Consider the following 22,420-nt stretch of genomic DNA (forward strand, 5'->3'; position numbering starts at 1 on the left):
CGGCTGGTTCTGACGCAGGAGTGAGGGCCGGGTTGAGTTCGGCGTCCAGGCGAAGGACGAGGTCGTACAGGTCGTCGGCGGCCTGCCCGTACAAGCCGGCGTGGGGGTCACCGTGGTGCTGGGCGCGGTAGGAGGCGGTGGCCAGCAGCATCACGACCCGGCCGAGCACACCGTCCTCCGAGGTGGTCGCGTCGCTGAGGATCTGGCGGGTTTCGTCGGGGCCGGCTGCCCCGAGGTGTTCGGCGAGCCGGTCGATCTGGCGCGCGGCTTCGCGGGCGAAATCAGCGGTGAAGGCAGCTGACGGCAGGGGCGCTCCTTTCCTGGAGGCGGACGCGAGGGGGGCTGCAGCCGCTGGCCAGGGGTTCAGCAGCGGACGCCTGCGCCGGGCCGGCAGGTTGCGGCGGCACCGCGTGGGTGACCGGTCCGGCGAAGGCGGCGAGCGCCGCCTCGTCGACGACGCCGGGGTCGATTGTGGCGCGGAACCCGGTCACGTGCACCGCGCCGCAGGCCCGGCCTGGCGGCTTGGCGGTGGTTGTCGTCGGGCAAGGGCACTACCGGCACGGGCCGATGCGCCCGGGTATTGGAGAAGGATGGGTCAGCGCTCGGACGCGACAGCCGCCGGGGCTGGTGTGACCTGGATGTCGAGAGCGGCGCGTAGGTCTGTGACCTCCCGGTCCAGCTGGGTCAGGTCGCGGGGGCGGTAGAGGATACGGCCGGCTCCGGTGACGGTGCCCGCGGTGGCCGGGACGGGTTCGCCGGGACGGAGGTTGATCGTCGCGGCGATAACGCCGGGAAGCTGCTCGATGCTCTGGGCGGTGGCCGCGTGGGTGACGGTCCCGGGCGGTGCGGCGATCATGACGGCGGTCAGGGCGGGGTATCGGGGTACCGCGGTCAGGGCAGGGCGTTGGCCGGTGGCGAGGGCGGCGAGCGTTGCGGGGACGTTGATGCCGTACATCAGGCCTGTGAGTTCGGTGATGCAGTCGCCGCCGGGGCGGGCGGCGGCTTCTCCGACGTGCAGCCGGCCGTCGGTGGTGCGCAGGATCTCGCAGTGCACGGCGCCGGTCTGGGCGCCGAGCGCGGCGGCGGCGCGGCGGGCGAGGTCGGTCACCGCGGGGGCTTCGGGGTGGTCGGGGGGCAGGACGGTGTCGTAGGAGGCGGATCCGACGGTGCGCAAGAGCGGCTGGTCGTAGCGTCCGGGGGCCGCCAGCAGGATCTCGCCGTCGTGGGCGTACAGGTCGACGAAGTATTCGTCGGCCAGGTCCAGGAAGGTCTCGACGAGGAAGCCATCCTGGGCGCCGTGCAGGGAGTCCAGGGCGTGGCCGGCGTGGAAGCGGCCGGTGACGTCGGGGACGCGGGAGTCGAAGGCGCCCGCGTTGAGGAGTTCACCGAGGTGGATCTCTGAGCGGATGACGAAGGTGTTCCAGGTGGCTGCGCCCGCGCGGGGTTTGACGATCACGGGCCAGCCCAGAACCGCCGCGGCGGCGGGAATCTCGTTCGCGTGGTGGACCAACTGGTGGCCGGCGACTGGCAGACCGGCAGCCAGCAGCGCGTTCTTCATCAGGTGCTTGTCGGTGTAGCGGTGGGCGGCGTCCACGCCGAGGCCCGGCAGGCCGCGCAGGTGGCGTAGGTGGGCGGCGGCGACGATGCACTGCTCGTCGATCGTGGCGACCGCGCCGACCGGGGGTAGCGAGGGTTCCAAGGCCGTGAGGGCGTCGAGGTCGTCCCAGTGTCTGATGGTGTGCACCTGGACACCGGGCGGCGGGTGGTCGGGGCCGGGCGCGGGAGTCAGGAGGGTGACGGTGTGTCCGGCCGTCAGGAGAGCGGTTTCCATGGTGGGGTTGCCGGTGGCGAGGACGAGAACGTGCAGGGTGGGGCCTTTCAGCGGTGAGCGGTGGCTGGGCTTAGGAGGGCTGGCGTTCGGCACGGGCGGCGATGTCCACGCGCCATGCCTTGATGGCGTCCAAGGCCGCCTGTTCGGCCTGCTCGGCGGTGGCGCCTTGGGTGAAGACGTGGGTGGCCAGGGCGGTGCTGCCGTGCGGCCCGCCGGCTGTGGCGCCGGGGTGCAGGTCGGTGTGGGCGTCGATGACGCCCGGCAGGCGCCGGATCTCTTCCGCGGGGGTGATGGCGGTGACGATGCCGGACGGGGTGACCGCCGACACCCAGGCGGTGGTCTGCGTAGCCGTGGACAGCCGGACCTGCGGGCGGGTGCCAGTAGCCAGGTCGGCGGCCAGTTCAGGCACGTCGACCTTGTGGTGCAGGCGGAGCAGGTGCGGCACGCGCGCTCCGCCCGGTCGCAGGCCGATCTCCCCGACCCGCCATACACCCTGCTCGTCGCGCAGAACTTCGACGTGGGCGAAGCCGGTGGTCAGGTTCAGGGCGTCGGCGGCGGCGCGAGCCAGCGCGGTGGTCGCGTCGTGCTCGGGGCCGGGCTGGAGCAGAACGGAGCCGACCAGCGGGCTGCCGAGCACCGGGGCGACGTACCGAGCGGGTAGGGCGTACAGCTCCCGACCGTGATCGCGCAGGATCTCGACGTGGTACTCGGCCCGGACACGGACGAGGGCTTCGACCAGTAGCCCGCCCGGGACCTCGTCGGCCGGCCGGTCCAGTCCGGAGGCGATCATCCACGCCGGCAGGCCCGCGGTGCCCGCGAACGCCCCTGCGGCAAGGAGCTCGTCCAGGTGCGTCCGGTCGCGGACGACGTGGGTGCCCAGCGTCCCGAAGCCGCGGCGGGGCTTGACCACCACCGGCCAACCCAGGTGGCGGGCTGCCGCGTCCGCGGCGCCGGCCACGGTGGTGGTCCGGCGGTGCCCGGTGACGGGCACACCGGACCGCCCGAGGAGATCCTTCTGGACTGCCTTGTCGGTGGCGGCGACGGACTGTGCCCAGGTGAGGCCGCCGTGGAGCTGCAGCAGGCCGCGCAGCAGGGCCGCCGGGCGAAGGCACGGCTCGTCGATGGTCTCCACCGCGCGCAAAGGCAGGTCGCCCAGTGTGTCGGCCAGCCTCACCAACTGGCCGAGGTCGTCCCAGTCCGATATTGCCCGCACCATGTACCGCCCGCCGGCCGAGATTCGGCGCTCGGCCAGAACAGCTTCGGGCACCACGGCCAGAACGCGTTCACCGCGGGCGGCCAGGGAATCTTCCAGGGTGGTGCGCAGGGCGGAGACAACAACGATCAACAAGAACTCCGGGAGATGAGGGAAACGGTGGGCGTGAGTGCCGGTGACCGGCCGGGTAGTAGGTGGCCCGCTACGGCGCAGAAGGCGCCGGAGGCGGGAGGGTGACGGCATCCGGCGCCTTCGTGTGCTCCCGGGACGCGGGCACGGTCTGAGGGATGCGGGGGCCGCCCGTGCGGACGGGCGAAGGGTCAGCGGACGAGTCTGGGCGTGTGGAGGGCGCGGGTGGCGCGGTGGGCCAGCGGAGGTGCGGCCGCGGCCCGCCGGAATTCGTTCGCAGAGTTGGGGATCGTGTCCGCGATGCCGCGGAGATCCTCCTGGATGCCGTGCACGCGCCGTGCGATCCACTCCAGTCGGTGTCCGGCTGCCGGCCCGTCGAAGCCTCGCGGGCCATCGAGGCGGTGCGCGGCGTGTTCGACGAGGTGGCGCACATCTGCCAGGGGGCCGTTCTCGTCGGCGAGTGTTCTGATCAGCCGGCCCGTTTCCGCGGCGGTTTCGGCGGATCCCGCTGGGTCCTCGTGACGGGCTGTGGTGGAGCGGGTGGCCAAGCGGGCTGTGTGTGCCTGGTCGGGGTGGGGGAGGGGGGAGATCAGGGCGAGGTCCCGTTCGATGCTGCGGCACTGGTCGTTCAGAGCTCTGCCGACTTGGGGCGGCTGGCGTGTCCAGGTGTGGTCCGGGCGTATCAGGTTGGCGATCAGGCCGAGGCGGCCGGGCTGGGCCTGGACAGCTATCCAGCGGCAGTTGTGAATGCCTCCGGGGGTGTGGATGCCGGCGGCGCGGGCCAGGCGGTGCGCAGTCTCCGACCATTCGGGGCGGGTGAGGATGCGGTCGCTGTGATGGAGCCGTATGTCGCTATGCCAGATTGCATGGTGGCCGTCGTGCGGGCCGGCAGGGTGGTGTTGAAGGTTGGGCTCGTTGAGGAGCTCGGCCCAGCCGGCGTAAGTCCAGGACGTCCGTTCCTGGGCGGGGGCGAGGAAGTCGAGATCGGGCCAGTGCGCCGCCACGGCGTGTGCGGTCAGTCCTTTGAGGTGGGAGATGGGGCGGCCGAGTGCTTCGGCCAGGGCTTGGGTGGCGTCGTCGCCCCGAGGGTGCACGCGCGGGATCACGCGGTATCTCCTTGCGGAATCGGGATGGCGAGCGGGGCCATGTCGAGGACGGTGGTGATCAGGGTGCGTTCGCGTACCAGGTCGGCGTGGACGCCGGGATCGCCGGCGGGCAGGGCTTCGATCGCCTCGTCGATGGTGGTGAGCGCTTCTCGGGGGCGGCCGAGCTGTCGCAGCGCTCCGGCGGTGCGCATCAGCGCGACCGGGTCGGCAGTCCGGGACAGTGGCGGGAGCCCGGTGAGGTGGAGGATCCTTTCCGGGCGGCCGGGCAGCAGGTGCCCGAGCCACAGGCCCTGGAGCAGCACGTGCAGCACCTCCCGGGAAGTCGCTGCTTCGTCCTGGGCGAGCAGGTCGTCGAGCATGCCGAGCCCGGCCGGCTGTGACCGGCCCAGGACGGCGAACACCTCGTGAGCGCGGATGTAGGGGTCGGCGTGCTCGGCGCCCGGCGGATCGAGGGCCTGGAAGACGGTCCGGATAGACCCGCACCGGAAGTCGAAGCGCAGCGCGGTGAAGTACAGGTGCCACCAGGTCCGGTGTGCCGGCGCGGACATGTCGGCGCCCGGTACGGGCCGGGAATCCAGGTCTTTCAGCACGTCGCGTCCGGTGCGGCGGGCGTGCCAGACGGCGTTGCTGCACACCCGGGCGGACTCCTGCCAGGTCGCGTCGGTCAGCCGCAGCCCGCGGTTGAGCGGACCGATCCAGTCCTTGCCCTCGTCGATCGTGCGCCTGGCGGCGGCCCGCAGCGCGTCGAGTTTCGCCGCCCGGGCGCCGACGGTGGTAGGCGCGGTCATCGGCTGCTGCCGAGGTCGGCGATGTGGACGAGCTGGTCGAGCGCGGTCTGGTAGTACCAGCCGCCGTCCACCGACCGCCCGGTGTCCGGCATCTTCGGCAGCAGATGGTCGGACAACGCGCGGAAGAAGCTGGTGCAGTCCGGGCAGTACCGGCCGGTGTGGATCATGTAGCGGGGGTGGGCGGTGACGTAGGAGTGCTCGCCGCCGCGCGGATTGCGCAGCCGCCACCCGTCCTCATCCGTCGGGGTGTGCCAGGAGGAGGCGACCACGGTCATTTCCTCGCCGACCAGCTCCCCCATGAACGCGCCCTTGATGATGGCGATCTGGTCGCCGGGTGCGAAGTGCTGGTGGGTGATGGTGCGTTCGGGGGTGAGGGTGTCCGTGGGCGGGCGCGGCGGGGAGGGAAGCGAAGTCAGCGGTACTCCTTCGACGGTGGTTCGGCGGCGCCGGTGGCTGGGGTGCTGGTGCCGGTTATCGGTAGGGGTTTTCGGTGGTGCGGTCGGCGTTGGTAGCCGCGCTCAGGAGCTCGGGCAGATCGGCCGGCTCTGAGTCCCTTTGATCGATCCACCACCCGGCCCGGTCGACCAGCCGAGCGGCTTCCTCGACTTCGGCCCAGTGCTGCTCGTCGAGTTCGCCTTCGGTGACCAGGGCCTGGTAGGCGGCGGTGGCGAGCTGGTGGCGGCAGCGCTGACCCCAGGCGGCGGCTTTCTCGGATCCGGACAGAGGCGGCATGTCGTACTGGGACGCCCACGCTTCGGCGTTGGCTCGTTCCTGTTCGCGGCGGCCGGTGATCCACTCCTGCGTGGTGGCGGCGTCGGCCTGGTGGGCTGTTCGCCAGCAGTCGGTGCAGGCGCGTGCTTCCAGCCAGCGGGCGTAGCCGGCACGTTCGTCGGCCCGCCGGGCGGAAAGATCATGGTCAAGCCGGTGGCCACACTGATGATCAACAGTCCAGGTCGTTCGGACGGCCAAGTCGGTTCTCCTTGCTGGGTGTCGGGTGCGGGGTGGGGTTCATGTGCTGTCGGGAGGTGAGCAGCACGGCGGCGGTGAAGGCGGCGCCGAGGGCTGGCAGTGCCGCGGTGGTGTGCGCGCTGTGGGTGGTGGTGAGGCCGGCCAGGGCGGTGCCGGCTGCTTGGCCGGTGCCGACGGCGGCGATCAGCCACGCGTACGCCTCGGTGACCATGCCGGGCGCGGTGAGCGACTCGGTGGTGAGGAACGCGCTGGTGATCAGCGGCGTCAGGACCGCGCCGGGGACCACCACGGCTGCGACGGCGGCCCAAGGGGACGGATCGGCCAGCAGCGGCAGCCAGCTCACGGAGAAGACCGCCGCAGCGCAGCGCAGTTGCGCGGCGGGAGTGCCGGGAAGGACGCGGTGCGCCAAGAGCGCGCCGGCGGCGACACTGCCGACCGACAGAGCAGCGGGCACGGTACCGGCCAGCCACGGTGCGTGCTGCCGGTCGGCAGCCGACACGGCCCAGACGGTCAGAGCCCCCAGGGCGAAGCCGGTGCCGTTCAGAGCGATGAACAGCCGGCGCAGACCTGCGTGGTGCAGCGGGCCGAGCAGGGAAGCCCGCCGGCCGGTGGGCCGCCATGTGCGTGAAGGCCCGGAGCTGAGGACGACCGCCGCACCCACGAGCCCCGCCAGGGCCGCCGCGACCAGAGCCGCGGCCGGGTTGAAGGCGTGGGCGAGCGCGACGGTCAGGGGCGGTCCGGCGATGTAGATCAGGCCCTGGCTGCCGGTGTCGACCGCCAGTGCGGCCCGCCGCTGCTCGGGGTCGGGCAGCACATGCGGCCACAGGGCCCGCAGCCCCGCCTCCAACGGTGGCGTGGCCAGTCCCGCGAGGACCACCAGCGCGTTCGCGGCGGCTGACTGACCGGCATCAAGGGCGGCTGGCAGAGCCAGCAGCACCGCCGTGGTCAGCGCCGTGGCGCTGCCTGTGATCAGGGTCTGGCCGTGCCGGTCGACGAGGCGGCCCAGCAGCGGCTGCCCAAGGGCGGCGGCCAGGCCGTAGAGCGCGCACAGGGCTCCTGCGTGCGGCAGAGAGCCGCCGTCATCCTGGACGAGCAGCAGGATCGCCAGCGGCGCCATCCCGGTGGGCAGACGGCCGAGTAGCGTCCCGGCCAGCAGACGAACGACAGAGGGGGCCTTCATGATCGCGCCCGGGACCGTGGCGATGCCAAGGGAACGGCCGTTGCAGGCGGGGCCTTCGGCATCGAGGTCAGAGAGGTGCCGGCGCTCTCTGCCGTCATTTTGACCTTGTCGGGACCGGGCCCTAGCGGATGCGCGGCGTGGCGGTCGGCCAGGGTGTCGCGCAGGTCCCGGATCTCCAGGAACGAGACGGTCAGCGTGCGGGCGACCCGGCGCAGGCGGTCGGCATGGAGCGGATCAGCCGGGTCGGCCAGGCCCTCCCACCAGGCGGCTGTGGCGTTGAGGACGTCGATGATGCGGTCACGGACCCCGTCGTCCGGGGCGGAAGGTTCGCTCAGTGACGCGACGGCCTGGCTGGTGCCGTCCGCGCGGGCGATGGACCGGGCTAGATCGGCGAGTTGGTCGCCGAGATACTGCTGGTGATCGCGGTGGACCGGAACAGCGGGGTCGAGCAGATCGCGGTCGCAGGAGACGGTGATGCCTTCGGCCTGCAGGGCGTCGAAGGCGCGTGTCACGGCGCGGCGTTGCTCAGCCGGGTCGGTCATGGCGGCCGGGAGGTAGTGGAGCCGACCGCGGTGGGTGACCTCGGCGACGAATCCGGCCCGGTGAAGGACGCCGTCTGCGGCATTGAACCGGGCGAACGTGGCCAAGGGCTGGCGGGGCCCTACGCCGAGCTGGTCCAGAAAGGTGTCGACGGCAGCCAGGAGCGGCGGGATGTCTCCCTGGTGCCGGGCGTGCGGTCCGCCGGGTTCGGAGTTGTACACGACGCTGTGAACTGCCGTGTCGTAGGGGTGGCTTCGGGTGACGAGCCAGCTGGGCGGGTCATCGGCCGGTGCCTCCTGCGGCGGGGAGATGACCAGCGTGCTGTGGTCGGGGAGTTCCACGCACAAGATGTAGTCGCTCAGGCCGTATTCGACCGTGCACTCCAGGCCCCGCTGGCGCAGCGGGGTGGTCAGGTGCCCGTATCTGTGCTCCTGACCGAAGGTTGGAGCGCAGTCCGCTCGGTCCAGAGGGCCGCTGGTGCGGGCGATCACCCGCCCGCCCAGGCGTGAGATGGTCACCTCGATCTGATCGGGATCTGGCTGCATGGCGCCTTTCTGGAGGAATCGCCTGGTGGTGGCGAGGTCAGGCCGTGCGGTCATTTCCTGCGTGCGAAGGCCACGGGCGCGTTGCCGGATGCCCGGGGCGGCGCGGCGGTCTGCAGCGCCTGACCGGGCGGCACAGCGACGTGCCGCGGGTACGGAACCCGGTACGGCGGCAGGACCGCGACCTGCGCGCCGAGTTCCTCACCGGCGGCGGCCACTTCCCGGGTGAGGGCGTCGGCTTGGGCCGCCAGCACGCTCAGGCGGGCGCCGGTCATGCGGCCCTGAACGGTGTCGAGGGCGCCGGCGAACTCCGCGCACACGCGCAAGAAGCCGGCGAGTTGCGGGAGCTGCCCGCCGTCGTTGACAACCTCGGCGATGGAGCGGGAGACGTCCCCGGTGTGCGCGGAGGTGATGACGTCCCGGATGAGGATGCCGAATTCGCTGTCGGGCTGGGGCTGCTCGGAGCGCCAGGGTGCGTCGGGCCGCAGCACTCCGGCGGGAACCGGTGGCGGGCTGGCCCAGCCCGCTTCGTACTCGTTCTCGTACCGTCCCAGGGCGGTGATGTCGCCGGTGGGGTCTACGGCCAGGGCTACGACGCTGGAGTCGTCGTGCTCGGTGAGGTAGGCCAGGGTGATCAGGCTGCCGGCCGCGTCGAACCAGGACTCGAACGGCTCCAGCTCCCCGCGTTCGCGGGCCTCCAGCGCCAGCGCGGTCAACTGCTCCCGCTTCGCCACCGGCAGCACCGGAACGGCAGCGGCGCGATGCTGGGCGATCAGGTCGCGGACGATCAGCGAGTGCTCGGCCCAGGTCGTCAGGTACGGCCAGAGCTGCGCGCGCATGCGCACCCGGTAGCCGGTGCCGTTCGCGGGGCCGTCGAGGTGGTGGTGGATGCGTTCGGTGGCGTGGTCCAAGTCGTCCAGCAGCAGCCGCCACCCGGTGTGGTGGCGGGCGGGCGGCATCGCGTCGAGACCCTGCCGGGCGAGGCAGAGCAGGTCGGCGGTGTGCGGGAGCAGGTGGGTGGTGAAGGCGCTGGTCACCTGGCGGTTGCGGTGCTCGACGGCCTGCCGGGCTGCCACGGTGTCAGTGATCTCGCCGAAGGCCCGGGGCAGTTGCCGCAGCGTGGTGGCGCAGGCGAGGTGTTCGACGTGATAGCGCACCGCGAAGCCGGTGAGGTGGTCCAGCAGCAGTTCGGGCGCCGGGGTTGGATCGGGGTGAATCTTGGGCCCTCTCGTTCACAGGGTCGGGCATGGTCAGGGGGCTGTGCGGCGGCTTTTGCCAGGCGGGTTGGTCGGAGGGGCTGGCGGAAGCGCACGTGGTGTGACCGGTCGGCTGCCGGCGGGTGGATGCCGGTGGGCGAGGTCGACCAGGGCCGGGCCGTGTTCGAGCCAGGCTGTCAGCGCCGGCCGGGCGTCGGCGGTGCGCTGTGCAGCAGCCTGGGCGTAGGTCGCCCCGGCCAGGGCATCGTCGTCCTCGCGCATGCGGCGCACGGTGTCCAGCCACTGGCTCTGAACACGCAGGCCGTGCTGGAGCGCTTCGCGCAGGGCGGGCAGTGCGGGCTGCTCGGCTGGCCGCAGGTGCGCGGCGACCGTGTCCAGGTGGTCCAACAGGTGGGGGCCGTGCTGGAGGAAGGACCGGAAAGCGTCCCACAATGCCTCGTGGTGGCAGTGGTCGAGCCCGCGGAGGATGACCGCGCCGATCCCGGTCCCGTCATCCGGCGGCCATGATCCGCGGACCAGGATACGGGCGATCTCGGCGGACAGTGCACGGCCGAGCCTGTCCCCGACTTCCCGTACCCGGCGCTGGTAGACGGCCTGCTGATAGGCGGGCAGCAGGGTTGCGGTGATCGCCTGCGCGGCCAGGGCGGGATCGGCCGACACGGTCAGGGAGGGCGGGGCGGCCGGATCGTCGGCGAACGGGCCGTCAAGGCCGCCCGCGGCGAGCGCGCCGACCATGAGTTCGCCGTCGGTGCCCGGCTTGTCCACCACGAGCAGCTCAGTGCCCCGGTCGTCGGTGAGCACCGATCCGAAGGGGATGCGCTCGCTTCGTACTGCTGCGATGAGGTCGCCGGTCTCCCACAGGCACCCGTCGAGATCCTGCTGCCAGACGGGCAGGGCGTAGACCTCGATCCTTGTGTGCCATTCTCCGGGCAGCGCCGCGGCGATCCGGGTGGCGGTGTCGCCCAGCCAGCCCCGGCTGCTGGCGGTCAGCGTGACGTCTTGGTCGGCGGCCAGCCGGGTCAGGGTGGTCAGCGCCCGCCGGGCCGCGTCCGGATCCGAGGTGGCCAGGGTGCTGGTGCCGTCCTCACGCCGGGTGAACCCGGCGGTGGTCAGGAGCGTGTCCGCTTCCTGGTAGCGGGTGCCGGTGGTGACGGCGACGATCCCGGTGCGGGCGCTGAACGCCAGGGTGATCCGGGTCCCGGCCGGCAGTGCAGTGTCGCTCACCGGCCCCCCGGCCCGCGGTTGCGTCCCCACCCGTGGGCTGGGCGCGGTGGGATCGGGGTGCCTGGTGTGATGGTGGTGCGGTTCGTGGTGAGCAGGGGGCAGCAGGTCGGGCCGAAGGAAGCTGTCGGCGGGGCGGGTGACCGGCTCGGGAGATAGCAGCGTGTTGAGGAAGGCGCCGGTGACCGGTGCCGAGATGTCGTGGGAGAACCCGGCCCACCAGATCACCTCTGTGCCCCCGGGGGCGGTGAGGGTGGCGGCGACCATCATCAGGGTGTCCTCGCCGCCGGCCAGCAGCGGTGCTGTGGAGTCCCGGTCGCGCAGGAGTGCCAGGGCGCGGGTGCCGCGGTGGCGGGTCTCCCATTCCACCAGGTTGGGGTTGGCGTGGTAGTCCCAGCCGGGGCTGCCGGGCCCTGGCAGGGTGACCAGGCGGCCGTCGCGCGGCAGGTTGTAGAGGATGTAGTCGGGGTCGCGCCGCAGCTCGGCCGTGAGGACGGTGGTCATCGCGGCGAGGAACTCGATCGGCAGGTCACCGCCGATGGTGGCTTTCCACCGCTCTGGCCGGGCGGGGTGGGTGCGGGCGCTGAGGAACAGGTGCGCGTGGTCGGGGTTGTCGGGGCGGTCGGCGTGCGCGGTGACCAGTCCGCAGGGGCTGGTCGCGGTCGAGGTCAGAGGGGTGGTCCGCAGGGACCATGCCGCGGTCTTCGCCAGGTGGGCCAGGTGGGCGTGGTGGTCCTCGACGGAGCTGGTGGCTAGGTAACGCGGGGCGATGCTCAGGGCGGTGTCGTTCATCGGCGGGCTCCGGCGGCGGTCGGTGTGGCCGGGGGCATCGGGACGCCGGTGAAGAGGGTGGCTGGGGTGAGGTGGTGGAGTGCGGGGTGCGGGCCCATCAGGGCGGAAAAGGCGGTGTAGTACGCCGGTAGCAGCCGGGAGCGGACCTGGTGGGCGGCTTTGGCGGGGTGGGAGGTGACGGCGATGCCGTGCGGGGTCAGCGGCACGTCATCGCGTCCGGTGATGTCGATGCCCAGGGGGTGCAGGGCGCCGACGAAGAACTGACCGGGCCTGGTGGGGCGATCGATGATCAAGAGCTGGGTGAAGTCGTTCGCGGCAAGCAGCGAACCGCGGGTCAGGTAGTAGGTGAACACCATGTGGTCCATGGCGGCGTGGTCCCACAGGAAGTCCGTCACCCGCCGGCGCTCGGCCTGGTCGGACCAGTCCAGATCCGAGCTCGTCCAGGTACCGGGAAGCCGTTCGGCGAGGCCGGTCGCGAGGCGGGACATGCGGTCGACCGGCGGGACCGGCGGTCCTTCTGTTGATGCGGTGGGCGGGGTGTCGGGGGTGGCCGAGGTGGCTCTCCTGTCATACGGAACGGGGTGTGCGGTCAGCGGCGGGGGCCGGTACGCGGGGCGGATGCCGGTGCTGCGGGTGGCGGAGAGATTCGGGGCGCGGGGCGCGGATCGCGGCGAAGTTCCGCGGTGGCCTCGTCGAGATGGCCGCGGGCGCGGCTGTAGAAGTCGGCGGCGATGATCCGGGACGTGCTCTCGTCGGCGCGCAGGTGGCTGGGCCCGACGCCGGGGATCGCCGCCGCGCGGTAGCCGTGCGCTACATGCGCCAGTGCCCGGGTCCGGGCCTGCTGGGCATCGGCCATCGGAATCATCGCGTCGGTGAGTTGCTCGATGGCCTCCCGCTGCGGCAGCAGTACAGGGATCGCGCTGTTGAGGGCGGTGTTCATCCAGGCCGTCGCACGCTTGATGTCGTAGCTCAGCCGTGCCACGTGATCTGCGGCGGTCGCCAGGTCGATCGCCGCAGGGTCAACGGGGAGGATGTCGATCAGGTCTGCGAGCCGCCGGGCGAGGTAGCCGAGCATGCGCGGCTCGACGGTATTGCCCGTCACACGTCCCGGAGGCCGGTGCGCGGCCGGGGACCAAGGACGCCGGCCAGGTCGTTACCCGATCTCCAGGCGAAGAGCCGTGCCGCGTTCTCCAGTTCGTCGTAGTCCGCTTGCTTGGTGAGCTGGCGAGCGTGCTTGCGGTAGTGGTAGACGACCTGCGGCAGCAGTTCCCCGGCCGCCAGATGCGTGACCTTCAGTGCGCAGTAGTCCTCGCCCTGGACGAGGCCGCCCATGCCGCCGATCGCGGACCACAGGTGGGTGCGGGCCATGATCGTGGTCGGGCCGATCGGTATCGTGTGGCGCGGGGTCGGCCAGTACGCCCACACCGCGCCCGGCTCGTGCCGGCCCGGCGGCACCGGACACCGCCACAGGTGAAGAGAGCCGTCGTCGTGGAGGTCGGCACTGTAGCCGGCGACCCATCCCAGGCCGGTGTTGTTCAGGTGGTGCAGGCGGCTGCTCAAACTGAACCGCGGGATCACATCGTCGTCATCTGCCCAGGTCAGCGCCTTCCCACGGGCGAGGTTGACGGCGAGGTTGCGGGCGCAGGCCGCGCCGACCGCGCGAGGCAGTCCCAGCACGCGAACCCGGGGATCGGCGGCCAAGGTCGCGGGTAGCAGCGCGGGGTCGGCGCCGTCGAGGGCGAGGACGGCCTCCCAGTCGGCGTCCTGCGCGTCGAGACTGGCGTGCAACTCGTGTAGATAACCGAGGCGTTCGGGGCGCAGGCGGGTGGCGATGACGACGGTGACGTCGGGTATCGCGCGTGCTCCTTTCAGGCGGGGGCCAGCTGTGGTCAGCGGCGGGGTGGCTTGACGGCCCTGGGCGGGGCGGGCGGATGCACCGGCGGCGTCGTGGCGCGGGTCGCCTGAGCAGCCGTCGTGGTGTGGTGGTAGGCGGTGCGAGCGAGGTCTTCGGTGAGCTGGACCATGTCGTCGGCCAGCGCGTCGAACTGATCGGCCAGGCCCTGGTAGTGCCGGCTGCTGCTCTGGTCGCCGCGCTCGTCGTACCAGTTGGCGAGTGACTCCAGGAACTGGTGCAGGCGGGCAACCGCACCGTCGTCGCTCTCCAGGACGGCGCTGGCGATGCCGTGAAACTCACTCTCGGTGCCGGCCCGACCCAGGAGGTCGGTCCAGCCCGTGATGCCCCGGCCCGATGGCGGGAGTCCGGCTGCGTCGATCAGCGGCTTCGCCGCTGCGGCGTCCCAACGGCACAGGTCATCCGCGGTGGGGCTGCCGATGTTGTAGGCGTGGATCTGCTCGGTGGTACGGCCGGCGTTGTCGTACACCTCGAAGTCGGGGTTCGGGAACAGCGGCAAGTCCTTCGGCGGGTGCGGAGGTCTACGACTACATACCGATCATGTTGCCCGCAGGCGGGCCGTCGGCGCCGGTCAGCCCGCAGGTGTAACCCAGGAGCTGCGCCTTGCTCGTCGGCGCGGGGACGAGCACGGCGTCGTTGCAGACGAACGTGTCGGTGACCGCGCTGCGCGGGGTGTTGCCCAGCCAGGCTCGGGTTGCCGCGTCGGGGGTGATCTGCCAGCCGGGGGCGAGGGTGTCGGTCTGGGTGTGGGTGTGTGCGAACAGCAGCACGGCGCCGCCTTCGGCGGTCTTCAGCCCGTAAGCGTCGTTCCAGACGTTGTTGGCCGACGCGAAGGCAGTGGTGCCCTTCTTTCCCAGCCGGTGAACGTCCTTGTCGTGGATGCCGGTCTGTCGCCTGACGGCAGGGGTCGGGGTGAAGAACTGACTGCCGGAGTTCTTGCCTCCGGTGGCGAAGTTGTCGTTGATCCCCGTCCGGAGCCGGTCGGCGTCGAAGCCCGGCTGGTCGCTCCCGTCGGCCGCGACCGCGGTGGCGTAACCCTCGGCGTCCAGCGCGATGTCCGGCAGCGGCATCCCATCCAGATCCGGGGCGAGAACCAACTGCCACGTGTCATCGGGCTGCTGCGCGAAGACGATCAGTCTCTGGTACGTCGTGCCGGTCTCGGTGACTCCGGCGGCGAACCACCGCTGGGCGCCAGGCGCGAACTTGGGGATGTACAGGTGCGCGGTGTTGGCGTCGTAGGACCACGGCTTGTAGGGCTTGCGGTCCTTGGCCGGGATACCGGAGTCCTGCTTGTATCCGCCGACCGACATCGCGAACAGGGCGTCGTTCTCCACGGTGTCCAGCAACCGTGCATTGTCGTGGGCGTTGGCCTGGTTGTTGACCGTGGAGTAGTGCCGGATCAGCTCCAGGGCGGACTGCTTGTTCAGCGTGGGCGTGGCAGTGGGCCGCGGCGAAGGCTTTGTGCTGGCACGGGCGCTGGTGTGGCCCGGCGCCGGAGTGCCGGTGCTGCTGTCGCAGGCGGCTGCGGTCAGCGTCAGGCAGGCGGTAGCGGTCGCGGTGAGGGTCAGGCGGGTGATACGGGAGATGAACTGCTCCAAGGGGTAGCGGGAGGAATCGGCGGGCGTTGGGGAGGGGCTCGGCGCGGAGGCGTTCAGCGGTGGTTGGTGGGCTGTTGGGCGCAAGTCGTTACGGCGGCGCGAGGGCGGGTGTCTGTAAGGCCGGGGGCTGTGGGCCGCAGGCCGGCCAGCGGTATGGGAGCGTCCGGTTTCCGCAGATGTGGTTTGTCGCTGTAGGAGGCGCGGGGGTCACTCTCCCAGCCGACGACCGGGCCGCGGGTGTCCTGGGTGAGGGCGATGACCTCGACGCCGACCGGGCGCAGCACGTAGGCCCACTCCAGCCGGTCGGGTGCGCTGGACTCGTCGAAGACCATGCGCAAGGGAGGGCTGCCGTCACTGGTGAAGACGCCGGAGCTGGCGGTGGGCTTGCTGGGCCCGATCGAGTACGGGTCGAGCGCTGCTCGAAGGTCGCTGGGCGCGCCGTCCAGCAGATCATTGCCGAGGTAGTCCCAACCGATCGCGTCGATGTCGATCAGATAGCGGGCCAGCGCCGCGGTGTCGCGGGCGAAGCGGTACTGGTGGGCAGCCAGCAGCAGCGGGAGGCGGTTGCTGGGGATGCCGTCGTCGTGGACGTAGATGCCGCGGTACCCGGTGTCGGTGGGGCGGGCGATGCAGGAGCGAGTGGCCAGGTGAGCCTCCTGGAGGCGGGGTCTAGGCGGAGAGCCACGCCTTGCGGTCAGCGGGTCGGGCGGGGCGCCGTGCTGCCGGCCGGGGCGGGTGCCGGGGTGGGCGGCAGGGCGCGGCCGGGGTCGGTGGTGGTCACGCCGCCCCGGTCGCGGTGGATATCGGAATTCACGGGTTCGCTGCTTATCTAGTGCATTCTGGCGTCGGTGTCGAAGAGCCGGGCTTCGTGGGGGTGCAGGGCGTGCTGGACGACAAATGACCGCCCGGCGACTTTCCACAGACCGCGGCCCCGTTGAAGGGCGGAAATGGCCTGGGTTTCGACGCCGGTCAGGCCGAGGAGTCCGGCGGCGGCGGTGAGCTGGTCGGTTTCCTGCCGGTAGATGATCCGGGTGGAGCAGTCGGCGAGGAGTCCTTCGGCCAAGGCGCGTCCGCGGGATCCGGCGTCGCCGGCGGTGAGCAGGTCGGACAGCCGGTGGATGACCATCAGGTTGGCGATGCCCAGGCCACGGCTGAGTTTCCACTGCGCCTGCATCCGCTCCAGCAGGGGACCGTGGCTCATCAGTCTCCACGCCTCGTCGTACACAATCCAGCGCCGCCCGCCGCGCGGATCGGCCAGGGCGCTTTCCATCCACGCGGAGGCGCAGGTCATGGCCAGGACGAGGGCGGTGTCGGCGCCGGATCCGCCCAGGTGGGACAGGTCGATGGTGAGCATCGGCGAGCGCGGGTCGAATGCGGCGGTGGTGGGGGCGTCGAACATGCCCGCCAGGTCGCCGGCGACCAGGCGGCGCAGGGCGTGGGCGACATCTTGGGCGGCGTCCCCGAGCCTGCCGGACATTGCTCCGGCGGCGGCGTCGAGCTGCTCGGGGTGGTTGAGGATGCCGGCGATGTCGCCGAGCAGCGGCGTGCGGGCCGTGGTGCTCGCGGTGGTGACGACGGCGTCGAGGGCGACGTCGAGGGCGGTGTGCTCCATCGGCAGCAGGTCCCGGCCGAGCACGGTCCGGGCCAGTGATCCCAGCAGCAGCAACCGGCGCTTGCGGACCTCGATGGCCCAGTCGTCTTCGGCGGTGCCGTCGGGGCGGGGGGCCGCGTCCAAGGGGTTGAGCTTTCCCGGCAGTCCGGGCCCCAGCGCGATGGTGGTTCCGCCGAGTGCAGTGGCGACCGGCGTCCACTCGCCCTTGGGGTCGCAGGGCACGTAGACGCGGTAGCCGTGGGCGATCGACCGCAGGGCGAGGCTTTTTGCCAGGGCGCTCTTGCCCTGCCCGATCACCCCGGCCAGCAGCACGTTGGGGTTGGTGAAGCCCTCCAGCTTCCCGTACAGGGAGAACGGGTCGAAGGTGAAGGACGCTTCTGCGTGGACGTCGCGGCCGATGTAGATTCCGTCGGCGCCCAGTCCGCCTTCGGCGAGGAACGGGTACGCCCCGGAGGCGACGGCAGTGGTCATCCGGTGCGCCCGAAGCTTCAACCGGCCGCCGCGGGCGGACGCCGGTCCCGGGCGACCGGCGGCCGGGTAGACCGGGGCGGCCATCTCCGCCTCGGCGGCAGGTGAGTGCGCAAGGTCGCGGTCGGCGGTGTCGCGGGCACGGGCGGTGGCCTCGATCAGGGCACGCCGAGCGGCTTTCCGGGCTGCGCGGTTCGTGCTACGGGGGGTGAACAAGTCGCTTGCGCTGCTACGAAGACGGTTTCCGCTGGTCACCGCGCGTGGGCCTCCTTCCTCGGGCTGAACCGTCTCCGGGCCGGTGGCTCAGCGGACGCAGGTGGTGGTGTGACCGTGCAGCGGGGCGTCGATCTCAGCCGACGTCGTGGTGCGGCGAACGGTGTGGACGGCGGCCTGGTGGCGCTGGCAGATGGTGACGAACGGCGGACCCCCGACCAGCCGTGCCGGGGGATCACAGACCTCCCCGTTGCCGGCCGGGTCGGTTAGCGGCAGGGTGTGGAAGGCGTCGTGGACGGCGGCGGCTGCCTGCCACAGCCGGGTCCGGGCGGTGGCCAGATGGCGTCCGGCGGTCGGCGAGGTCGGGCGGGTCGTGGTGTCGAGCTGGTCGACCAGGTGGTGGCAGGCGATCAGGTGCGCGTGGAGCAGGTCCAGGTGGGTGCGGTCGGCGGCGCCAGCGAGGTGGCTGGTCGTGGTGTGGCGGCGGATTCCTGCGCTGGCGGCCCGCAGGTAGGGGTGTGTCTCGCTGCGGGTGGTGGTCGGTGGGGTCAAATGTCATTCCTTGATGGGGACTTGGAGTCCAGTCTCGGTGGGGCGGGGTGGTGTCGGCGGGAGGCGTGGGTGGTCTGGATGTGACGGCGAGGGGAGGGCGGGCAGCGGGACGGGTGGTAGCGGCTGTCTGTTCTGCCCGCAGGTCGTAGCGGTGGCCCGGCGCGGACAGATGGGGATGGGTCCATTCGCCGTGGAATTCGAGCACCGTGCTGGTCCCGGGAGGACTGGCGGAAACCTGATGTTCGGACCAGCGCAGGAACGACGGGAGCTGTCGCAGGGTGTTCAGGGCGTCTTCCTCGTCGGCGCCGTAGAGGGTGAAGCTGTCCGGTGCCTCGCCGAGAACGCCGAAGACCAGGGTGTAGACGGAGCGTGGGGGTGCGGCGGCGAGCGGTTCCAGGTGGGCGGTGAGGGTGTCGAGCCAGTCGGCCGCGTCGATCGCGCTGGTGGTCCGGGTGTCGTCGTAGGCCGCGCGCTGGTCTTCGACGACGTAGCCGTTAGCGTCCAGGTGGGGTGCCAGGAGTGCTTCCCGTCTCGTCGCCCGCAGGCGGCACTCGTCCAGCAGGGCGGCCAGGTGTTCCCGCAGTTGAATGTCGCCGGAGACTACGCGGTGTACGGGGCGGTCCGCGGTCGGTTAGATGGTCACAGGGCAGCCCGGGCGAGGGGCAGCGCGGCGAGGGTGAACGCTTCTGCCTGCTGGTAGGTCAGGCGGCGCAGGTCGATCTGGCTTCCGGCTGCGGCAGTTTCCACGGCGGCGCACGCGGCGTCCAGGGCTGGGCGTGTGTCGGCGGACAGGGCCAGCAGCCCGGTCAGGGCGACATCGGCGTGTCCGGCGATCAGTTCCCTTTCGCGCTCTTTGGTGTCGGCGTACTCGATGCTGTCAGCCTCGGAGTCGACCTGGCCCTTGCGCTGCCGCTCGGCGGCGTCCGCGATGATCGTCGCCTTCCGGCGCTGGACGTCGCGCAGCGCCGACTCGAGTCCTTGAGGTGCGTAGATCAGGGAGAAGGCGCGGCGGGCACCGGCGGTGAACAGCAGTTGGTGCAGGAACCCGGGATGGGCCTCGGTGCGGGGCCAGTTCTCCACCCAGTACGTGGCGTGCTGCGCGGTGTCGGTGATCAGCCGGTCTGACTCCTCGACCTGGATCACCGGGCCGGCGGCGGCGGGGTTGGCTTCGGCATGCCCGGCCGGTGACCACTGCTGGAGACGGGAGAGCGCGACGGGGTCGTAGGCGGTGCGGATGACTGCGGCGATCTCCCGCGTGGACAGCCACCCGGTCACCGTCAGACCGGCGTTGCGGGCGGCCTCGCTGACGCTGGCGGTGACCTGGCCCAGCACGGTGAAGCCGCCGTACAGGCCGCCGCCGGCCTGGGAGACCAGCCGCCGCGCCGCCCGCAGGTCCAACGCGACGACGAGATACGTCTCGTGCGGGGCGGCGGCGGGACCGGCGGAGGCGACAAGCTCGCCATAGACCTGCCCGGCGACCGGTGCTTCGGGCCTGCCGTGCTGCTGCCAGTGCCGGGCGAGTGCGTCACCGGAGTCGGGGACGGTGCGTTCCAGGACCTGGACGGTCTTGATGTGGCCGGTGCGGGCTATACCTGCCAGCGCCCGGCCCCAGGCGCTGACGTTGGCGTTCTGCGTGGCCGGGTCCAGCAGCGCGAACGCTCTCGCGTTGACCCGTGCAACGGCCGTCAGGGTCTGCGCTCTTGGGTCGTGGAGGGCCGCGGCATTCACCCCGGCCGGGGAGACGACGCGGAGCGACGCGGTGGTTCCGGGCAGGTGCAGAAGTCCCTGGACCTGGGGGCGGGAGACCGGGTGGGCCAGCCACAGCCGCTGCCCCGACCACTTGCGGTAGAGGTAGCGGGCGGTGACCGGAGCCCAGTCGACCAGGGTGCGCCCCCCGTGCCGGACGAACACCACCGCGGCGACAGCCGCCCACAGCGGCAGCAGGGCGACCGCGCCGAGGACGCCGGCGGTCATGACGGTGATCATCAGCAAGAGGACGGCTGCGGACGCGGTCAGGAGTTGGGGCAGGGACAGGCCGAGCAGGATGCCGCGGCGCGGGCGGTGGGGGAAACGCACCGTGAGCGGCACGGTCTGGTCAGAAATGAGCGAACGCCGTTTCTGGGAGGGGCCGGATGGGTGGTCGGGTCAGTCGGGCCGGGTTCAGGTTCCGGTCGGTGACGGCGGGGGCGGTGCCGCACTGGAACCGGAGACAGGCTGGCCACTGCTACCGCTACTGCTACTGCCGGAGCCGGCCCCGGGAACGCGAGCCCAGTCCGCATCCGGTGGCGCGGGTGCTCCTCCGGGTTGCTGGCTGGTGTCGTCGTTCGGGCTGGTCGGGTGCGGCTGTACCGCCTTGGCCAGGCTGGCTGCTGCTGGCGAGCTGCTCGGTCCGGATTCCTGGCCGTGGCCGTGGCCGCTGCTGCTGCCGGTGGGGTTGATCTGGGCGATGCCGTCGGGGCCCTGTCCGGGGATCTGGGAGGGGCCTTGCGGGGAGCCGGCCCCGGCGGCAGCGCCGCCTGCTGCTCCGCCGGACATCGCCGCCGCGGCCTTACGACCGGCGCGCTCGGTGTGCTGCCGGGCCATCATGGCCCCGGTGCCGCCGGCGCGATGGATCGTTTCTGCGTCGGCGCCTTCGGACGCCCAGTGGACGAACTTGAACACCGCGTAGGGGCACAACAAAACGAGCAGCATGATCACGATGCCGGACATGCAGTCGGCCAGTGCCCCCATGCCGTCGGCGGCTTGGGTGCGGCCCATGGCGGAGATGCCGAGCAGGAAGATGATCGTCATCAGCAGCTTGGAGAAGATCAGGGTGGCGGTGGCTTCGATCCAGCCGCGGCGCCAGCGGCGGGCTGCTTCCCAGCCGCCGCCGCTTGCGGCCAGCGGTGCGAGGGTGACCATGACGAGGATGCCGACCTTGCGGACCATCATCACGCACCAGAACAGGACCGCGCCGATGGCGGCGCCGAATGCGGCGAAGGTGGGGACGAGCCAGCCGAGTCCGGACATGGCGCCGATCTCGGAGACGGTCACCATCCGTCGCACGGCGGTCTGGATGGAGGTGTGAGCCTCCGCGAACAGCCCGTCGGACAGGGCGTCGGTGGCGGTGAGCGCGACCGTGGTGACAGAGATTGCCGCGAAGGAGAACAGCACGCCGGAGGCGGTGCCGACGAAGGCTTGGGACAGGGCGCGGGTGTCGCGTTTGAAGGCGGCGCGGACCAGCTGGGCGCAGAACGTCGCGACCATCATGACCAGGCCGATGGGCAGGATCATCTGGTAGTTGTCGCGGAACCATCCGGCGTTGAGGTCGACGCGGGTGGTGGTGTTGACGCCTTCGGCGGCCAGATCGGCGCAGGCGGCGGCGAATTCGCCTGCGGACTTGGCGATCCAGGCGCCGATGCCGTCGGTGATGGCCTTGCCGGGGTCGGTTGCGAAGTTGATCGCCCCGGCGGCGTCGCACAGCTTGCCGGCCACGGGGATGGAGCAGAAGCCCACGCGGGCGCTACCTCTCTGTCGGGATTGCCGGGAAGCGGCGGGTCAGGGCGCGACGCTGGGGGCGATGTCGACCAGCGCGCAGTCGGCGTTCGGGCGGCACTGGATCGCCAGGGTGACCGCGCGGGACTCGGCTCCGGCGCCGCCGCCGTTCCAGGCGATGTTCTGGATGCCGGTTACGGTGACGGCGTAGATGTACGCCTTGGTCAGTGCTGACGGGTCGTCGGTGAGCGCCTGCTTGAAAGCCGAGGGGAAGTGTGACTCTGTGACCGCGGCGGTGGCGTACTGCTGGTTGTCCGCCATCCGGGACCACAGAACCGGGTCCGGCTCTTGGCCGCTGATCGCCGCCCAGTTCGCGTACTGGGTGCCGGTGGCCATCCAGGCGCGCATGCCGGCGAGCTGCTGGTCACGGCTGGTGGTGCGGGTGTCGTAGGACCACAACAGACTGGCTGCGGCCTTCGCGTAGACCAGCGGATCGGTGAAGTGCGGCGGCTTGGCGACCGATCCGGTCCTGGAGGCCGGCGACGCCGAGGGCGCGGCGGACGAGGGTACGGCGGTAGGAGCCGGGGTGGTGGTGACGGCGGCCGTGGCGGGAGTGTTGGTTGGGCGGTTGGTGATCCAGGCGGCGGTGCCGGCCAGGGCGAGCAGGACCGCGGTGGCCAGGGCGATGATCGCGGTGCGCTGGGCGAGCGGCGACCAGGTGGCCGGGTGGGGCAAGGGGTTTCGGCGGGGGGTCATTTGATCTGCGACCCCAGGGCCGAGAAGAACAGGACCAGGCCGTTGGCGGCACCGAGCCCGAGGGCGGCGCCCACGGAGGCGATGGTGCCCTTCTTGCCGTTGGCCTCGGCCTGGTGGCCGCCGGAGAAGTGGCCCCAGGCCCACATCGCCAGACTGGCGGCGAGAGCGCCGACGACCGCGATGATGCCGTAGAGGTTGATGCTGCTGACGATCTTCTGCAGGACGTCGAGTCCGGGCAGGCCGCCGGCGGCGGGCTTGATGCCGGGGTCGTAGGCCAGCACCTGGCCGTGGAGGGACGAAGGTGTGG

22 protein-coding genes are annotated in these 22,420 nt (G+C 71.6%); 1 reads left to right on the forward strand and 21 read right to left on the reverse strand.

The features are described 5' to 3' along the window. Positions 1-100: 100 nt before the first annotated feature. Positions 101-301 carry a hypothetical protein gene (locus tag BMW99_RS40895; RefSeq protein ID WP_141726587.1) on the forward strand — a complete coding sequence of 67 codons (201 nt, stop codon included), beginning with the start codon at positions 101-103 and terminating at the stop codon, positions 299-301. A 294-nt stretch (positions 302-595) separates the two neighbouring features. Here the strand turns inward: BMW99_RS40895 and BMW99_RS30675 are convergent, their stop codons facing one another. The 21 genes from BMW99_RS30675 to BMW99_RS30785 form a co-directional block, all read right to left on the reverse strand. Further along, the gene (locus BMW99_RS30675) at positions 596-1,924 is read right to left on the reverse strand and encodes an ATP-grasp domain-containing protein (RefSeq protein ID WP_143080583.1); all 1,329 of its coding nucleotides are present in this window, start codon (positions 1,922-1,924) and stop codon (positions 596-598) included. Next, positions 1,902-3,176, reverse strand: a complete 1,275-nt coding sequence (locus BMW99_RS30680) for an ATP-binding protein (protein WP_069466945.1) — start codon at positions 3,174-3,176, stop codon at positions 1,902-1,904. Before BMW99_RS30680 ends, BMW99_RS30675 begins: the two co-directional genes overlap by 23 nt. Positions 3,177-3,364: 188 nt before the next feature. After that, positions 3,365-4,279 carry a hypothetical protein gene (locus BMW99_RS30685; protein WP_075017958.1) on the reverse strand — a complete coding sequence of 305 codons (915 nt, stop codon included), beginning with the start codon at positions 4,277-4,279 and terminating at the stop codon, positions 3,365-3,367. Next, on the reverse strand, positions 4,276-5,067 hold the full coding sequence (locus BMW99_RS30690; protein WP_079138941.1) for a hypothetical protein: 792 nt from the start codon (positions 5,065-5,067) through the stop codon (positions 4,276-4,278). Before BMW99_RS30690 ends, BMW99_RS30685 begins: the two co-directional genes overlap by 4 nt. After that, positions 5,064-5,366, reverse strand: a complete 303-nt coding sequence (locus BMW99_RS30695; protein WP_322900218.1) for a hypothetical protein — start codon at positions 5,364-5,366, stop codon at positions 5,064-5,066. Before BMW99_RS30695 ends, BMW99_RS30690 begins: the two co-directional genes overlap by 4 nt. A 172-nt stretch (positions 5,367-5,538) precedes the next feature. Further along, positions 5,539-6,036 (reverse strand): hypothetical protein, encoded by a 498-nt coding sequence (locus BMW99_RS30700; RefSeq protein WP_069462053.1) that lies wholly within the window; start codon positions 6,034-6,036, stop codon positions 5,539-5,541. Continuing rightward, the gene (locus BMW99_RS30705; RefSeq protein ID WP_075017960.1) at positions 6,008-7,216 is read right to left on the reverse strand and encodes an MFS transporter; all 1,209 of its coding nucleotides are present in this window, start codon (positions 7,214-7,216) and stop codon (positions 6,008-6,010) included. The genes BMW99_RS30700 and BMW99_RS30705 overlap by 29 nt, the downstream gene beginning before the upstream one ends. Then, on the reverse strand, positions 7,213-8,355 hold the full coding sequence (locus BMW99_RS41530) for a hypothetical protein (protein WP_177226122.1): 1,143 nt from the start codon (positions 8,353-8,355) through the stop codon (positions 7,213-7,215). The genes BMW99_RS30705 and BMW99_RS41530 overlap by 4 nt, the downstream gene beginning before the upstream one ends. Continuing rightward, positions 8,352-9,455, reverse strand: a complete 1,104-nt coding sequence (locus tag BMW99_RS30715; RefSeq protein ID WP_069462055.1) for a hypothetical protein — start codon at positions 9,453-9,455, stop codon at positions 8,352-8,354. The genes BMW99_RS41530 and BMW99_RS30715 overlap by 4 nt, the downstream gene beginning before the upstream one ends. 93 nt (positions 9,456-9,548) lie before the next feature. Further along, positions 9,549-11,528: a hypothetical protein gene (locus BMW99_RS30720; RefSeq protein ID WP_075017961.1), complete on the reverse strand. Its 1,980-nt coding sequence runs from the start codon at positions 11,526-11,528 to the stop codon at positions 9,549-9,551. Next, positions 11,525-12,016 carry a hypothetical protein gene (locus BMW99_RS30725; protein ID WP_069467015.1) on the reverse strand — a complete coding sequence of 164 codons (492 nt, stop codon included), beginning with the start codon at positions 12,014-12,016 and terminating at the stop codon, positions 11,525-11,527. The genes BMW99_RS30720 and BMW99_RS30725 overlap by 4 nt, the downstream gene beginning before the upstream one ends. A 101-nt stretch (positions 12,017-12,117) precedes the next feature. Continuing rightward, positions 12,118-12,603, reverse strand: coding sequence for a hypothetical protein (locus BMW99_RS30730; protein WP_069467014.1), 486 nt, complete (start codon positions 12,601-12,603; stop codon positions 12,118-12,120). A gap of 23 nt (positions 12,604-12,626) precedes the next feature. Beyond that, positions 12,627-13,361, reverse strand: coding sequence for a glycosyltransferase family 2 protein (locus BMW99_RS30735; RefSeq protein ID WP_256090529.1), 735 nt, complete (start codon positions 13,359-13,361; stop codon positions 12,627-12,629). A gap of 56 nt (positions 13,362-13,417) precedes the next feature. Beyond that, positions 13,418-13,939 carry a hypothetical protein gene (locus BMW99_RS30740; protein WP_075017962.1) on the reverse strand — a complete coding sequence of 174 codons (522 nt, stop codon included), beginning with the start codon at positions 13,937-13,939 and terminating at the stop codon, positions 13,418-13,420. A gap of 28 nt (positions 13,940-13,967) precedes the next feature. After that, positions 13,968-15,038 carry a hypothetical protein gene (locus tag BMW99_RS30745; protein WP_245791694.1) on the reverse strand — a complete coding sequence of 357 codons (1,071 nt, stop codon included), beginning with the start codon at positions 15,036-15,038 and terminating at the stop codon, positions 13,968-13,970. A gap of 829 nt (positions 15,039-15,867) precedes the next feature. Next, positions 15,868-17,121: a TraC family protein gene (locus tag BMW99_RS30755; protein ID WP_245791695.1), complete on the reverse strand. Its 1,254-nt coding sequence runs from the start codon at positions 17,119-17,121 to the stop codon at positions 15,868-15,870. Positions 17,122-17,421: 300 nt separating this feature from the next. Then, a complete protein-coding gene (locus BMW99_RS30760) occupies positions 17,422-17,883 on the reverse strand; it encodes a DUF6238 family protein (RefSeq protein ID WP_075017963.1) in 462 nt (153 codons plus the stop codon). Between the two features lie 639 nt (positions 17,884-18,522). Then, a complete protein-coding gene (locus BMW99_RS30770; RefSeq protein ID WP_075017964.1) occupies positions 18,523-19,986 on the reverse strand; it encodes an SCO6880 family protein in 1,464 nt (487 codons plus the stop codon). 57 nt (positions 19,987-20,043) lie between these two features. Further along, complete coding sequence (locus BMW99_RS30775) at positions 20,044-21,378, reverse strand: SCO6881 family protein (RefSeq protein ID WP_075017965.1); 1,335 nt, start codon at positions 21,376-21,378, stop codon at positions 20,044-20,046. Positions 21,379-21,420: 42 nt separating this feature from the next. Beyond that, positions 21,421-22,113 (reverse strand): hypothetical protein, encoded by a 693-nt coding sequence (locus tag BMW99_RS30780; protein ID WP_069467232.1) that lies wholly within the window; start codon positions 22,111-22,113, stop codon positions 21,421-21,423. Next, positions 22,110-22,394 (reverse strand): hypothetical protein, encoded by a 285-nt coding sequence (locus BMW99_RS30785; protein WP_069467233.1) that lies wholly within the window; start codon positions 22,392-22,394, stop codon positions 22,110-22,112. The genes BMW99_RS30780 and BMW99_RS30785 overlap by 4 nt, the downstream gene beginning before the upstream one ends. Positions 22,395-22,420: the final 26 nt, after the last annotated feature.

Source organism: Actinacidiphila rubida (assembly GCF_900110255.1).
Taxonomy (GTDB): domain Bacteria; phylum Actinomycetota; class Actinomycetes; order Streptomycetales; family Streptomycetaceae; genus Actinacidiphila; species Actinacidiphila rubida.